Origin of the sequence: Bacillus sp. A260 (assembly GCF_009861435.1) — a bacterium.
Classification (GTDB): Bacteria; Bacillota; Bacilli; order Bacillales; family Bacillaceae_G; genus Bacillus_A; species Bacillus_A cereus.
The window spans coordinates 1,030,867-1,046,599 of sequence record NZ_CP046398.1; the positions used below are offsets into that span (position 1 = coordinate 1,030,867).

Genomic DNA, 15,733 nt, shown 5'->3' on the forward strand with positions numbered 1-15,733 from the left:
GGTATCCTCAAAGTATTTGAGGATACCTTTTTTAGCATAAAAAAAAGCATCTAGCAAAAGTACTAGATGCAAATAAAAACACAAGGGAAGACAAAATTCTTCCCTTTTCCCGTATGTAATTATATCAAAAAATTTATAAAAAACTAGCTATATTTAAAATATAATTTTTAAAAAAGTTATATACATAAATAATTGCAATACGCGCAGTTTTATCTTTCTGAAAAATCCATTTCTTTAATTTTGAATATTAAGACTAATGTTGATAAATCTTCAGATAATTAGAAAAAATACCCAAAAGGATATATAATATTGCTTAATAAATAATTTTAATGAATTACATATATTTCATTTGGTGTATTAATTGAATATCATAATTTTCAATTTTATTAAGCAAGAATCTCGGTTACTTATTGCATTTCTAACATAGGGTGAGATAGAAAAATACAATAGTGTGGAGGTTTTTATAATGACGTTTGTTCTTAGTAAAATGAATGGGTTTAGCATAGAAGAAAAGGTACATGAATTTGAATCTAAAGGATTCCTTGAAATCTCAAATGAAATCTTTTTACAAGAGGAAGAGAATCATCGTTTATTAACACAAGCACAGTTAGATTATTATAATTTGGAAGATGATGCGTACGGTGAATGCCGTGCTAGATCTTATTCAAGGTATATAAAGTATGTTGATTCACCAGATTATATTTTAGATAATAGTAATGATTACTTCCAATCTAAAGAATACAACTATGACGATGGCGGGAAAGTTAGACAGTTCAATAGCATAAATGATAGCTTTTTATGCAATCCTTTAATTCAGAATATCGTGCGTTTCGATACTGAATTTGCATTTAAAACAAATATAATAGATACAAGTAAAGACTTAATTATAGGTTTACATCAAGTAAGATATAAAGCTACTAAAGAAAGACCATCTTTTAGTTCACCTATTTGGTTACATAAAGATGATGAACCAGTAGTATTTTTACACCTTATGAATTTAAGTAATACAGCTATTGGTGGAGATAATTTAATAGCTAATTCTCCTCGAGAAATTAATCAGTTTATAAGTTTGAAGGAGCCTTTAGAAACTTTAGTATTTGGACAAAAGGTCTTCCATGCCGTAACGCCACTTGGAACAGAATGTAGTACGGAGGCTTTTCGTGATATTTTATTAGTAACATTTTCTTATAAGGAGACAAAATGAGAGAGAATAAAATAATTATGATTTCTGGAGCCAATAGCGGTATAGGTCATGCTTGTATAAAATACTTTTTAGAAAAATCATTTTATGTAATAGCGCTTGATATTAATAATAATAATTTAATAGATTATATGAAAACAGATATGCCTTTGAAAGTAGTGCAAATTGATTTAAGTAATAGCGAAGCGATTCATAATCTTTTTACTCAATTAGATTTAGAAAAGCTTTCTCCTGATATATTAATAAATGCAGCTGGTATTCGAGAGATAACACCTGTTTTACATTTATCCGATGATATGTTTAAAAAAGTAATTGATGTAAATTTAGTAGCCCCATTTATCCTTTCTAGGGAAGTAGCTAAGCGATGGTGTGAATCGAAAATAAAAGGTTGTATTGTGAATATAGCATCGGTTTCTGGATTAATGGCTGAACCAGAGCGAGCTGCTTATGTTGCATCAAAGCATGCTTTAATCGGATTGACTAAACAGATGGCTATGGAATTTGGGAAGCAAAATATAAGGGTAAATAGCATTTCTCCCGGTGTTATTAGAACCGAACTTACAGAAGAATACTTTAGTAATAAAGCCTTGATGTCTATGATAAAAAGTAATCAATCTTTAGATACTTGGGGGTTGCCGCAGGATATTGTTTCATGTATTGAGTACTTGATTTCTGATCAGGCCCGCTTTATTACTGGTTCTAATTTTGTAATTGATGGTGGTTGGACTGCTGGGAAAAATTTATAATTGAGTGTTTTTGAGGAAAAGCACCTGTCCTTTTTTTAGGCTGGTGTTTTTCTCACTATAAACCGAGTTTTTATTGGAGGGGGATTAATTTGCTTCAAAAGAGTTTTAAGCAAGAGAAAACGGTACCGGCCTTAAAGATGATAGCATCAATGGTTATCTTTGGATCAGTTGGATTTTTTTCTGTTCAAACAAACTTACCTTCGTTTGAATTAGTGTTTGTAAGGTGTATTTTTGCGACAATATTTTTAAGTGTATGCTGGTTGCTTACAGGGCAATATAAACAAGATAAATGGGAACGAAAAGAAGTTATTCAAGTTTTAATATGTGGTTTTTTCTTAGTATTTAATTGGGTTTTCTTATTTAAAGCCTTTGAAAATATGTCAGTTACCATTGCTATCTCAGTTTATCATCTTGCACCAGTAATTGTACTGTTAATTGGAAGTATCGTCTTTAAAGAAAAATTAACATTCATATCTATCATTTCAATAATTGTGTGTTTTGCAGGAGCTTTATTAATTGCTGGTATTGATGGAAGCTTCTCTGTCGGCTCATTAATGTCTTCAGGTATGATATGGGGATTTCTTGCGGCTCTCTTTTATGCATTTACAACTTTATTTGGTAAAGGGATTAACAAAATGAGTGCGTATGCAATGACATTTTTACAAACATTCTTGGGGATATTTCTTTTAATACCATTTATAGATTTAGATGCTTTTAGTGGCCTCACTCAAAGTAATTGGACATATATTATAGCTACTGGTTTTATTCACACAGGGATAGTATATTATCTGTTTTTTGATAGTTTACGCTATTTATCTACAAAAACCATCTCAATATTAGTTTTTTTAGATCCGGCAGTGGCAATATTATTAGATACTGTACTTACTGGATTCCGTCCAACTTTAATGCAAATAACAGGAATTCTTTTTATTTTTATTGGCATGACTTTAACATTAAAAAAATCTAAAGATAAAAAACTAAGCCAAAAAGAAAAGCGAATTGAAAGCGATGCTAGTATATCTCAACAATAATGAAATATATTGTGTATAAAACGATAAACCTTGCATGAATCATGTAAGGTTTATTTTAGTTCAATATAATTCATATTTATAATACATAATTTTCAAAACTGAGGTATGTGTTTCTTTAATATGCTTTTGATTCAACTATTTTCATTTGACTATAAATTTACAAAAATGTATATAAAATCTTATTTTTTGATAATATATAAGTAATAAATTCATAGAATTGGAGTGATGAGATGCAGCCGTTAGAAAGGGAGATTCATTCTAATATGCTGAAAGTGTGGAGGATGCACGCTTTAATTGGGGCGGTAGTTATACTAACAGTCGTAATTGCGTATTTCTTTTTTATGATTAACTTTAACTGGTGGGGCTGGTTGTTCGGACTATTAGTAACAGGAGCTATTACATTTATTCCCCTTGATTATTTTGTGTTTCCAAATTTACGTCAACGCTATTATAGTTACAGATTAAATGAAGAAGAGATTGAGATTCAAAAGGGAATGTTTGTTGTAAAACGCGTACTTATTCCGATGATCCGTGTGCAGCACGTAACGATTGAGCAAGGGCCGATCATGAGAAAGTATAATTTAGCAGAATTACATATTTCAACAGCCGCAACTTCTCATAGTATTCCAGGTTTAACGAAAGAAGAAGCAGAACAGCTGAAAAGACAAATTGGAGAACTTGCGAAAGTGAGTGATAAGGATGTATAAGAGGCAACATCCGATTACGATATTGTTAGGTATTAGGATTGCGAGTTTGTTGCCACTTATTATTCTTGTTTTATTTAAACCTGATGAACAAGTGGAACCTTGGTATTTATTTTATCTTTTTCTTCTGGTTGTTTTATTCATCATGGCTATTTTTTCAGCAATTAAATGGTATTTTAAAGTGTACTGGATTGAGAATAATATTTTACATATAAAGCACGGTGTTTTTGTAAAGAAGGAAAGCTATTTAAATAAAGAGCGTGTACAAAATATTAGTACGTCTTCTAACATCATTTATCAAATGCTCGGACTTATGAAGTTAAATATAGAAGTAGCCGGTGGTGGTAATGAACCAGAAGTGATGTTGGCTGGTATTAAAGAAGACGAGGCAAAACATTTAATTTCTTTATTACATAAGAAAGAAACTACTGTAAAAGAAGAAATAGAAGAGGAAGAAAGCAAGACGGTTTATCAGTTAACAGCGAAAGAGGTTTTAGCCGCAGCGATTACATCTGGTCGGTTCGGACTAGTGTTCTCTGGACTGGTACTTCTTTACACAAAGTTTGATTTTGTTCTTCCTGAAGGATTCACAAGTAAAGTAGAAGCGTATGTGATGGGAAACGGTGTTTATAAACTAATTGTAATTGCATTAATTTTAATGGCAATTTCGTGGATTATTTCCACGGCTGGATATGTGTTGAAATATGCAAACTTTAAAATTGAGCGAAAAGGGGAAGAGATTCGTATCGTTCAAGGATTATTTGAAAAGAAAGAGTTTGTCTTAAAATTGCACCGCATTCAAGCGATTACTGTAAAAGAAGGTATGCTTCGCCAGCCGTTTGGCTATTGTGCTGTTGAAGTGGAAGCAATTCAAAGTATTGGAGCAGCAAGTAACGAAGTAATGTTGCATCCATTTATGAAGAAAAAAGATGTACAGCACCTGATCACATATTTAGAGTTACCATATGAAATCGAAGCGGAGATCGTTCACTTACCAAAAACAGCGTTGCGTCGTTATTTCATTATGGGCTGGTTAATAAGTATCATACTCACAGTTCTAATTGCCAGCGTGAGTATATATTTTAAACAATATATTGCGTTGTTTGTTATTTTACCGTTATTTATCGTGTTTTCGTTACTTGCGTATGCTAGATATAAAAGTGGCGGTTATGAATTAAGAGAAAATCAACTAACGGTTGTATATCGTAATTTTTCGAAATATACAGGAATAATGCGAAGAAGACATGTTCAAGCAGTAGGTTATAATCAATCGTATTTTCAAAGAAAAGATGAATTATGTACAACTCTTGTAGCGGTAGCTGGGCGCGGTTATGAAGTAAAGCATATGAGAAAAAAAGATTCACTTCGTATATATAATTGGTACAAAGAAAAAGGAAACACCGGTGTGTAATGGTGTTTCCTTTTTGTTATTAAATGGATATCTTTAGTCGAATCGTTGATATATTTCAAGATATGATAGATATATTCGGAAAATCGTTGATATATTTCAAGATGTGATAGATATATTCGGAAAATCGTTGATATATTCAAAGATATGATAGATATATTCGGAAAATCGTTAATATAATTTCACGTACTGTTAGTGTTGTATTATGTTTTAATTAAACTAACACATCAAAAGTAGTCACGAACGACGGACGAGAGAAAATACTCTTTTGCTGTTCCGCATGTGGATGAGCTGGAGCTTGTCCTTCTGCTTGTACAGGGCGTTTCTTATGAGCGTTTTCGAATGAACGTGATTCTGTCCAGTCTTTAAAGTTTTGCTCTGTTTCCCACATCGTTAAGATGACGTATGTATCGTTACTTAATGGACGTAGAACACGGATCGCTTGGAATCCTGGTTCGTTTTCAATAAGGCCTGCGCGGTTTTTAAAGCGGTTTTCAAATACTGGGCGACCTTCGTCTGTGACAGAAATGTTGTTACAAACGATATAGCCAGGTTGTCCTTTAAATTCACCGACAGCATCTAGTACGTCATACTGAAGTGAGCCTTCTATAGATTCTTCTGTATTTTCTTTATAAAACATATTTTTTTCATCATTTTTTGCAGTGAAATGTGCTTGTTCTAGAGGTGTTTCGTATGAAATAATAGCCTTCATTTTAATGCCCCCTTAATAGTTTGTTTCTATTATATCAACTCTCTTAAAAAACTTCGAAGATTATATACATAAAGATACTTCTTTTTCAAATAATAAATGTACCATCATTTGGAAAGAAGGACGATGTATGAAGAAAGTAAAGTGGACTTTATTAGGCGGCGTCGCAACGTTCGTAGTAGCGATTGTAATCTATAAACTTATCGTGTTAGCTGGTGGCTATATGATGGATGAAAAGCAGCTCGTTTTCCACTCTTCATCACGTATCGTTGACCAGAAAGGGAAAGAAATTACGAAATTATACGTAGAAAATAGAGAGCTCGTACCAATCGAGCAAATTCCGAAGTATGTGCAGCAGGCGTTTGTTGCGGTGGAAGATTCTCGTTTTTATGAGCATCAAGGGATTGATTATCCGTCTATATTCCGTGCTCTTTATAAAGATACGTTAGCTAGAGAGAAGGTAGAGGGCGGTAGTACCATTACGCAGCAACTCGCTAAAAACGTCTTTTTAACTCGTGAAAAAACATTTACGCGCAAATTGAAGGAAGTCGCAATTTCTCTTCAATTAGAGCAAAAATATACGAAGCAACAAATTCTTGAAATGTATATGAATCATATTTATTTTGGTCATGGGGCTTACGGCATTCAAGCGGCAGCAAAGTTGTATTTTAATAAAAATGTTGAGGATTTAACAGTAGAGGAAGGGGCAATGCTTGCAGGCCTTCCGAAGTCACCAAACGGATATTCACCGTACTATTCTGCAGAGAAGAGTAAGGAACGCCGTGATCTAGTGTTGTCACTTATGCATAAACAAGGCTATTTGACTGCAGAAGAAAGCGTTCGTTATCAAGGGAAGACAATTGCTCTATATAAAAATTTAGATGAGAATGAGCTTGCATATATGCCGTATATTGATATGGTCATAGATGAAGCCGCTCGTTTATACGGATTGTCTCATCAAGAAGTACTTCGCGGAGGATATACGTTTGTCGTACCTATGGATGAAAAGATTCAAAAGGTAGCATATAACCAGTTTCAAGATGCAAGGAATTTCCCTGGGAAAGAAGAGGGGGCGCAAGGTGCTTTCTTATTAATGGATAATCGTACGGGAGGGATTAAAGCGGCGATTGGGGGAAGAAAGTACGTCCCGAGAGGATTTAATCGTGTTTTTGCCAAAAGGCAGCCTGGATCTGTTTTAAAACCACTTATCGTTTATGCACCAGCACTAGAAACGAAAAAGTATAATCCGTATTCTTTATTAACGAATGAAAGAAATTCTTTTGAAGGGTATGAACCTCGAAATTATAATCATGAGTATTCAAAAGAAATGACGATGTATGATGCGATTTTAGAGTCGGCAAATGTACCGGCAGTTTCTTTATTAAATGAGTTAGGGGTAGAAGAAGGAAAGCAATATTTAGAAAAAGGAAATGTTCATATTGCAGATGCTGGTTTAAGTACAGCGCTTGGCGGATTGAAAAATGGCGTTTCAACATTTGATCTTGTAAAAATGTATCGTTCATTTTTAGCAAATGGAAATATTATCGAGCCGCACGTTATTGATAAAGTATTAAATAGACACGGTGCAGTCATTGGGGAATCTCCAAAAGTAGAGACAAAAATCTTCTCGAAGCAGACAGCATGGTATATGACGAAAATGTTAGAAGGAGTTGTGAAGGAAGGAACAGCGAGAGTTGGTGTATATAACGGTGCGTTAGCTGGGAAAACAGGTACAACTTCATTGCCAAATGACGATAAGGGAGCAAGAGATATGTGGTTCGTCGGCTATACACCAAACTTAGTAGGCGCTGTTTGGATTGGTTATGACCGCACGGATAAGGAGCATCAGTTGCAAGGAGAAAGTGCATCTGCGACAAAATTGTTTAAGAAAATTTTAACGAAGGCTAATGTAGAACATAAAGAGAAGTTTATGAAGCCTGAAGGTGTGGAAACAATCGGCGCTCCGATTCGGCTGCGCAAAATTGAAGATGTAAAAATGAAATTATCATTTAGCCCTTTCGGTTTATTTAAAGCAAAATTAAGCTGGACACCACTTCCAGATAACAGAATTATGTACCGAATCTATAGAGTGGAGAATGGAATTCATACGCATGTTAGCACTGTAAATGGTGCTGGGGAATATGAGGAAAAGTTCGTTAACATATTTTCAAAACCGAGCTTTTACGTTGTACCATATAATACACAAACGAATCGTGAAGGAGAAAAGTCAAAAGTAGCTAAACCATAGTTTTTCTCTGTGTTATAATAAGAATGTTGTGAAAATGGTAAGCGTTTTTAAGAATGTTTGTGTCAATTTAATGAACAACGTACATAATATTATGCATTTTGTTTTTACAAGCTGTATAGTAAAAAAAGATAAATATCGAACGTATTCGAAGCATTGGTAAGGAAGGGAGCAAGGGTCTTGGTAAGAACTATAAATGAGACATTTTTAAAAGCATGTAGGGGGGAACGTACCGATTATGTACCAGCATGGTATATGCGTCAGGCAGGTCGTTCACAGCCGGAATATAGAAAGATTAAAGAAAAGTATTCTTTATTTGAAATTACACACAATCCAGAGTTATGTGCTTACGTTACAAAATTGCCGGTTGATCAGTATAACGTAGACGCAGCAATTCTTTATAAAGATATTATGTCACCACTACCTGCAATTGGTGTGGATGTAGAAATTAAATCAGGTATTGGCCCAGTTATCGATAACCCAATCCGTTCTTTACAAGATGTAGAAAAACTAGGGGAAATCAATCCAGAAGATGACGTACCGTACATACTAGATACAATTCGTTTATTAACGACAGAAATGTTAGACGTACCGTTAATCGGTTTTTCAGGAGCTCCATTTACATTAGCGAGCTATATGATTGAAGGCGGTCCATCTCGTAACTACCATAATACGAAAGCGTTCATGTATGCAGAGCCAAAAGCTTGGTTCGCTTTAATGGATAAACTAGCAGATATGGTTATTACATATTTAAAAGCGCAAATTAACGCAGGAGCAAAAGCAGTTCAAATTTTCGATTCTTGGGTTGGAACAGTAAATGTAGCAGATTATCGCGTATTTATTAAACCAGCAATGGAGCGTATTTTTGCAGAAGTTCGTAAGATGGGTGTACCGATGATTATGCACGGCGTAGGAGCTGCACACTTAGTGAATGAGTGGCACGACTTACCGCTTGATGTAGTCGGCTTAGACTGGCGCTTACCGATTGAAGAAGCACGTGCACGCGGTATTCATAAGGCGGTACAAGGTAATATGGACCCTTCATTCTTACTTGCACCATGGTCTGTTATTGAAGAACATGTAAAAGGTATTTTAGATCAAGGGATGAAACAGCCGGGTTATATCTTTAACTTAGGTCACGGTGTATTCCCAGAAGTAAATCCAGATACATTAAAACGTTTAACTACATTTATTCATGAATACTCTAAAGGGCAGTTAGCGAAGTAAAGGAGAATTGCTGTATGAAAAAGAAAATTGGTTTGCTTGTAATGGCATACGGAACGCCATATAAAGAAGAAGATATTGAACGTTACTATACACATATTCGCAGAGGAAGAAAGCCAAGTCCTGAAATGCTGGAAGATTTAACAGAGCGTTACCGTGCAATTGGTGGTATTTCTCCTTTAGCTACTATTACATTAGAGCAAGCTAAGAAGTTAGAACAGCGTTTAAATGAAGTACAAGATGAAGTAGAGTATCATATGTATCTTGGCTTAAAACATATTGAACCGTTTATTGAAGATGCAGTGAAAGATATGCATAACGACGGAATACAAGATGCAATCGCACTTGTTCTTGCACCTCACTATTCTACGTTTAGCGTGAAATCATACATTGGACGAGCACAAGAAGAAGCTGAGAAACTTGGAAACTTAATAATTCATGGCATTGATAGCTGGTATAAAGAGCCGAAATTCATCCAGTACTGGGTCGATGCAGTGAAAGGTATATATAACGGTATGTCAGATGCAGAGCGTGAAAAAGCAGTATTAATCGTATCTGCGCATAGCTTACCAGAGAAAATTATTGCAATGGGCGATCCATATCCAGATCAATTAAATGAAACAGCGGACTATATCGCGCGCGGAGCTGAAGTAGCAAACTATGCAGTAGGCTGGCAAAGTGCAGGAAACACACCAGATCCTTGGATTGGTCCAGATGTACAAGATTTAACGAGAGAACTAAATGAAAAGCACGGTTATACTTCATTCGTATATGCACCAGTTGGATTTGTTGCGGAACATTTAGAAGTTTTATATGACAACGACTTTGAGTGTAAAGTTGTAACGGATGAAATTGGTGCAAAATATTATCGTCCAGAAATGCCAAATGCATCGGACGCATTTATTGATTGTTTAACAGATGTTGTATTAAAGAAAAAAGAATCTGTACTGTAAGAAGAAAGGAGGAGCCTGCTTGAGGAAAAAAGTTGTGATCGTCGGCGGAGGCATCACTGGATTAACAGCAATGTATAACTTACAAAAAAATATGCATGAAAAAAACTTGCCGATTGATACATTACTTATAGAAGCATCGGGTAAACTTGGCGGAAAAATTCAAACCGTTCGAAAAGATGGATTTACAATTGAGCGCGGACCAGATTCTTTCTTAGCACGAAAAGAAAGTGCAGCTAGATTAGTGAAAGAATTAGGTCTTGGCGATGAACTTGTAAATAATCAACCCGGTCAATCATTTATCCTTGTAAACAATCGGTTACATAAAATGCCGAATGGATCAATGATGGGAATTCCAACGCAAATTACGCCGTTTCTATTTTCCGGGCTGTTCTCCCCAATTGGTAAACTAAGAGCTGGCTTTGATCTATTAATGCCGAGGTCAAAGCCAGTATCTGACCAATCACTCGGACAATTTTTCAGACATCGTCTTGGAAACGAAGTGGTTGAAAACTTAATAGAGCCGTTACTATCGGGTATTTATGCAGGGGATATTGATGAAATGAGCTTAATGTCAACATTCCCGCAAATGTATCAAATTGAGCAGAAACATCGCAGTATTTCACTCGGTATGCGTACGCTCGCTCCGAAAGAAGAGAAAGCTGAACCGAAAAAGGGAATGTTCCAAACAGTGAAAACAGGTTTAGAATCTATCGTAAAATCTCTCGAAGCAAAGATGCATGAAGGTACGATAATAAAGGGAACTCGCATTGAAAAAGTTGCGAAACAGGGTGATGGTTATACGATTACTCTTAGTAACGGAAAAGAAATAGAAGCGGACGCCATCGTAGTGGCAACTTCGCATAAAGTATTGCCATCCATGTTTGCTCAGTACAAGCAGTTTCGTTTCTTCCGTAATATTCCAGCCACATCCGTTGCGAATGTGGCACTTGCTTTCCAAAAGTCTGCAATCCAGCGCGATATTAATGGTACAGGATTTGTCGTATCACGAAATAGCGATTACACCATTACAGCATGTACGTGGACGCATAAAAAATGGCCACATACAACGCCAGAAGGAAAAACACTCCTTCGCTGTTACGTTGGACGTGCTGGTGATGAAGCGGTTGTAGAACAAACTGAAGAAGAACTCGTTCAGCTCGTACTAGAAGATTTAAGGAAGACGATGGATATTACAGAGGATCCAGAGTTTACAATCGTAAGTCGCTGGAAAGAAGCGATGCCTCAATATACAGTGGGCCATAACGAGCGAATGAAAAAGCTCACAACATTTATGGAGAAAGAGTTGCCAGGTATATACTTGGCAGGTAGCTCCTATGCTGGTGCTGGACTTCCAGACTGTATGAATCAAGGTGAGGAAGCTGCAAAGCGTGTATTATCTCATTTGGAGAAAGTAATAGATGCTGAATTAATCGCACAATAAATTATAAGAAACGCCTTCAATCATATTGAAGGCGTTTCGTTTATTATATAAAATACTTATTCGCCAATAAACATATATAAGTTATTTGGCTTTATAACAGCATCTCCTGCATAAATAACCCACTCTGTTAAGTTATCAAAATCTAAATGATAACTATTTCCTTCACTCATATCTTCTATAAAATATGGTTCATTAATGAGTATTCCTTGAATGAAATCTTCCGTAATGTTTTGCATTTCAAACCACATATGTTCACTTTTTCCTTCTTCGTAGGAGACACCAAACTTAGCAAGGAAACGAAAATCTTCATTTGATTGTTCAATATGAAAAATGTTGCTGAAATACCCGAAAGTATTTTTCGCATTGTAAGCCATACGAGCCGTTTCACTATTTGTTTTATAGAACATGAGCCCTGTAGCTTCCTCGTGTTCTTTGAAAAAACTTTCAATATATTCTTCTGAAGTATTAAATTTGAATAAGAGAACGGATGGAGATTGATGGTATTCATCTCGGGCATCCATTCCGCCTAAGAATGTATTTTGTGCATCTATTGGTTGTAGTTTCACTTCTTCATCCTCGATTGAAGATAATTGGTCCATACTCGTTTTATGCCCTATATAAGATAATCCTTTTTCCCACGGAACAGCGACTGTATGTATAGAACCTTGCTGACTATGCGCGATAACGATAGGCTCATTCATAGGGACTTGTCCATTCTCAACGGCATTATTAGCAAATGTTTGAAAGAGATCGCCAATGCCGTAGTAGGAAGAAATGCGATTTGGAATAATTAACTCTATTTCAGTTACGCCTGCTCTTAAAAGACCATGTGTATGAAACCAATATTGCGTAGGCTCATCATCTTTATCGTCTTCATAAACAGAATGAATAACGTACAAGTCAGGAATGTCAGGTAATAATTCATTTTCAACGTGATATTCAATATAGCTTCTAGATATCACTTTCATTGCTGCACTTGAATCGATTACAAATAACAAATCTGGGGCGAGATTCCATAAAAACTGTAACTGCTGGAAAAAGCAGTCCAGTACATCGCCTACAAATAGCGTACGAGTGAAAATTTCAGTGCCGAAAGCCACATCTTCAAAATTACGATCTACAATTGTAGAATCTTGTCTATTGTACATTTTATATTCTTCTGGGTCGTTCGCCTCATCAATATGCAGTTCATACGGTATGACTGTTTCACCCATATGTAATTCAACAATAAGGCTTGTCTCATCACTATAAACAATTTTTAACTCATCAACTTTAGTAGCGATAATTTCTAGTCGGTGTTTTAACTGCTCAATTGTAATTCTAGTTGGTATAACAGCAATCATATCTGAAAAATGACGTTCTAATGTTCCATTCATAGCTGCGCGGTATGTTTCTGTTTGCACTTCCATCCAATCACTCCTATTCAAATGAATCCATTTTACATGCCAATCAAATGTCGATATTTTCTGTTTTCTCTCCCTAACATTATAGAGTGCATTTGTAGAAGGTGTAAAATTATTATTTTGTATTATAGTTTGAAAGCTTGTAAATTAAATAAATCTTTTGTAAAATTTGTCGAAAAATAGTTCTATATAACGAATCATTTGTTATGATAGAAATGCTGAGAAAATATGAAATAGGGAGAGGAAAATGGCTGTGAAGAAATTGTTAAGCGTCTTTTTATCATTCTTGCTATTGCTTTCATTTACTGGAACTTTAGCGCAAGCAGAAGAAACTGCTTCTATGTCAGTAGAAAAAGCAATTCAAGTATTTAAGCAGCAAGGGAAAACGAAGGGGATTGTGGAAGGCTATATTGTCGGATATACGCAAAGTTCTTCTAAATATACGAAGGATCCAGCTAAGTTTGATGATACAAACGTAGCAATTGCAGATTCGCCAAACGAAACGAATCCAGACAAAATCATGCCCGTTCAGTTGCCAAAAGGTGATGTGAGAACGGCAGTGAATGTAAAAGATCACCCTGAAAATATCGGGAAGAAAGTTAGTTTGACTGGGACTCTTGAATTATATTTTAGTAACCCAGGTCTAAAATCAGTAACAGCTTATAAGTTTCAAGGTGAAGGACAAAACCGTGTTAGCGATGTAGTAGCTTCACCGAACGGCGGAGAAGTTGCTAAAGGAACAGCGGTAACATTAACGACGAATACAGAAGGTGCAACAATTTACTATACGTTAGATGGCTCTAATCCTACTAATAAAAGTGTTCGTTATAATGGACAGATTATAGTGAATGAAAATAGTGTAGTGAAAGCAATCGCAGAAAAAGAAGGACTTACTTCTTCAGCAATTTCGACATTTTCATTTATTATCGTAAATAATGAACAGGTTCGTATTCATGACATTCAAGGAAAATCACATATGTCTCCTTACAACGGGAAGAAAGTAAACAATGTGGAAGGCGTTGTCACAGCGCTTGATAAAAATGGTTTTTATATAGAAGATAATCAGCCAGATAATGATCCAGCTACTTCAGAAGGTATGTACGTATATAAAAAAGATGCGAATGTAGCAGTAGGAGATCTTATTCAAGTTGATGGAGTAGTAGAAGAATATGTTGGACCAGGCTATGCAGAGCGATTTGAAACAGACTTAACGACGACAGAAATTAAGGCGAGTCGCGTTGCTGTAATCGCAAAAGATCAATCTTTGCCGGCACCGATTGTACTTGGGGAAAACGGTGTGAAAATCCCAGACCAGATTATTGATAATGATGCATTTAGTTTATTTGATCCAAATGAAGATGCAATCGACCTCTATGAAAGTATAGAAGGTATGCGTGTTACGATGTCAACACCAAAAATTATTACACCTCAGAAAAACGGAAATTTATATGTAACAGTAAAAAATGGTGGAGATAAAATAGTAACACAATATGGCACACCTCTATTAGATGAAAATCAATTAAACCCAGAGCGCCTTTCTGTAAAAGTACCTCGCGATTATGTAGCAAAAGTAGGAGATACTTTCACTGGAGATATAACAGGGGTAGTAGGATATGATTACGGTTCTTTCCGTATTTCGCCAATAACAGAACTGCCAGCTGTAGTGGATGGCGGATTTAAGCAAGTAGGCGCAAATATTCAGCCTCGTCTTGATAAGTTAACGGTTGCTACATATAACATTGAAAACTTCTCAGCGAATAAAAAAGAAACAACAGATGAAAAGGTAAAAGCGTTAGCGTATTCTATTAAATACAACTTAAAAATGCCAGATATTATCGGTGTAGAGGAAATGCAAGATAATAACGGATCAATTAATGACGGTACAACAGATGCGTCATTAAGCGCAAAACGTATCATTGATGCAGTTCTAGAAATTCGTGGACCGAAGTATGAGTATGTAGAAATCGCTCCAAACAATAATCAAGACGGAGGAGCACCAGGAGCGAATATTCGCGTCGGCTTCTTCTATAATCCATCACGCGTGAAATTAGCGACGGTACCAAAGTTACTTGATAAAAATGTTGTTCGTATTGGAGACGAAAATCCATTATTTGAAAGTACACGTAAACCGTTAGCGGCAGAATTTACGTTCCAAGGACAAAACATTGTTGTCGTTGCAAATCACTTAAACTCAAAACTAGGAGATGCAACGCCATTTGGAAAAGTGCAGCCGCTCGTATTAAGAAGTGAAGACAAACGAATTCAGTTAGCACAAGAGGTAAATCATTTCGTGCAAGGAATTCAGAAAAAGAATACGAATGCACCAGTTGTCGTGTTAGGTGATATGAACGATTTCGAATTCTCTAAACCACTAAAAACACTAGAGGGAACAATCTTAAAAGATATGTTAAACACAGTGCCAAAAGAGAATCGTTACACGTACATTCACGAAGGAAATGCACAAGTGTTAGATCATATTTTAGTAACAAATAATATCGCACCACACACAATTGTAGATCCAGTGCACTTAAACTCAAATATAATGAAAGAGCATGGACGTGTAAGCGACCATGACCCAGTACTTGCTCAAATTGATTTGAAGAAAGCTTCTTAAAGAAAGGAACGCTTAGGTGACTAAGCGTTCTTTTTTTGCATCGTTATAGAATAG

12 protein-coding genes are annotated in these 15,733 nt (G+C 35.7%); 10 read left to right on the forward strand and 2 right to left on the reverse strand.

Annotated elements, in window-relative coordinates; genetic code table 11:
- The first annotated feature begins 466 nt into the window (after window positions 1-466).
- From GD442_RS05285 to GD442_RS05305, 5 genes are all read left to right on the forward strand, one after another.
- Window positions 467-1,204, forward strand: a complete 738-nt coding sequence (locus tag GD442_RS05285) for a 2OG-Fe dioxygenase family protein (protein ID WP_000144813.1) — start codon at window positions 467-469, stop codon at window positions 1,202-1,204.
- On the forward strand, window positions 1,201-1,947 hold the full coding sequence (locus tag GD442_RS05290; protein ID WP_001208949.1) for an SDR family NAD(P)-dependent oxidoreductase: 747 nt from the start codon (window positions 1,201-1,203) through the stop codon (window positions 1,945-1,947). Before GD442_RS05285 ends, GD442_RS05290 begins: the two co-directional genes overlap by 4 nt.
- Before the next feature lie 89 nt (window positions 1,948-2,036).
- Window positions 2,037-2,978, forward strand: coding sequence for a DMT family transporter (locus GD442_RS05295; RefSeq protein WP_000939625.1), 942 nt, complete (start codon window positions 2,037-2,039; stop codon window positions 2,976-2,978).
- Between the two features lie 230 nt (window positions 2,979-3,208).
- Entirely contained in the window at window positions 3,209-3,685 is a 477-nt protein-coding gene (locus tag GD442_RS05300) for a PH domain-containing protein (RefSeq protein ID WP_001182728.1), read from the forward strand.
- A complete protein-coding gene (locus GD442_RS05305) occupies window positions 3,678-5,093 on the forward strand; it encodes a PH domain-containing protein (RefSeq protein ID WP_000278131.1) in 1,416 nt (471 codons plus the stop codon). The genes GD442_RS05300 and GD442_RS05305 overlap by 8 nt, the downstream gene beginning before the upstream one ends.
- 211 nt (window positions 5,094-5,304) lie before the next feature.
- Here GD442_RS05305 and hmoB read toward each other — a convergent pair whose 3' ends face one another.
- Complete coding sequence (hmoB, locus tag GD442_RS05310) at window positions 5,305-5,802, reverse strand: heme-degrading monooxygenase HmoB (RefSeq protein WP_086401906.1); 498 nt, start codon at window positions 5,800-5,802, stop codon at window positions 5,305-5,307.
- A gap of 127 nt (window positions 5,803-5,929) precedes the next feature.
- Between hmoB and GD442_RS05315 the strand changes: the two genes are divergently transcribed.
- The 4 genes from GD442_RS05315 (at window position 5,930) to hemY (ending at window position 11,662) form a co-directional block, all read left to right on the forward strand.
- Window positions 5,930-8,047 (forward strand): transglycosylase domain-containing protein, encoded by a 2,118-nt coding sequence (locus tag GD442_RS05315; protein WP_000756288.1) that lies wholly within the window; start codon window positions 5,930-5,932, stop codon window positions 8,045-8,047.
- A gap of 177 nt (window positions 8,048-8,224) precedes the next feature.
- Window positions 8,225-9,271 carry a uroporphyrinogen decarboxylase gene (hemE, locus tag GD442_RS05320; protein ID WP_017656766.1) on the forward strand — a complete coding sequence of 349 codons (1,047 nt, stop codon included), beginning with the start codon at window positions 8,225-8,227 and terminating at the stop codon, window positions 9,269-9,271.
- 14 nt (window positions 9,272-9,285) lie between these two features.
- Complete coding sequence (hemH, locus tag GD442_RS05325; protein WP_159365057.1) at window positions 9,286-10,221, forward strand: ferrochelatase; 936 nt, start codon at window positions 9,286-9,288, stop codon at window positions 10,219-10,221.
- Between the two features lie 19 nt (window positions 10,222-10,240).
- Window positions 10,241-11,662, forward strand: a complete 1,422-nt coding sequence (gene hemY / locus GD442_RS05330; RefSeq protein WP_086401904.1) for a protoporphyrinogen oxidase — start codon at window positions 10,241-10,243, stop codon at window positions 11,660-11,662.
- Between the two features lie 56 nt (window positions 11,663-11,718).
- Here hemY and GD442_RS05335 read toward each other — a convergent pair whose 3' ends face one another.
- Window positions 11,719-13,071, reverse strand: coding sequence for a DUF4026 domain-containing protein (locus GD442_RS05335; RefSeq protein ID WP_098214473.1), 1,353 nt, complete (start codon window positions 13,069-13,071; stop codon window positions 11,719-11,721).
- 241 nt (window positions 13,072-13,312) lie between these two features.
- On the opposite strand from GD442_RS05335, the gene GD442_RS05340 reads away from it, so the two are divergent.
- On the forward strand, window positions 13,313-15,679 hold the full coding sequence (locus GD442_RS05340) for a DUF6359 domain-containing protein (RefSeq protein ID WP_159365058.1): 2,367 nt from the start codon (window positions 13,313-13,315) through the stop codon (window positions 15,677-15,679).
- Window positions 15,680-15,733: the final 54 nt, after the last annotated feature.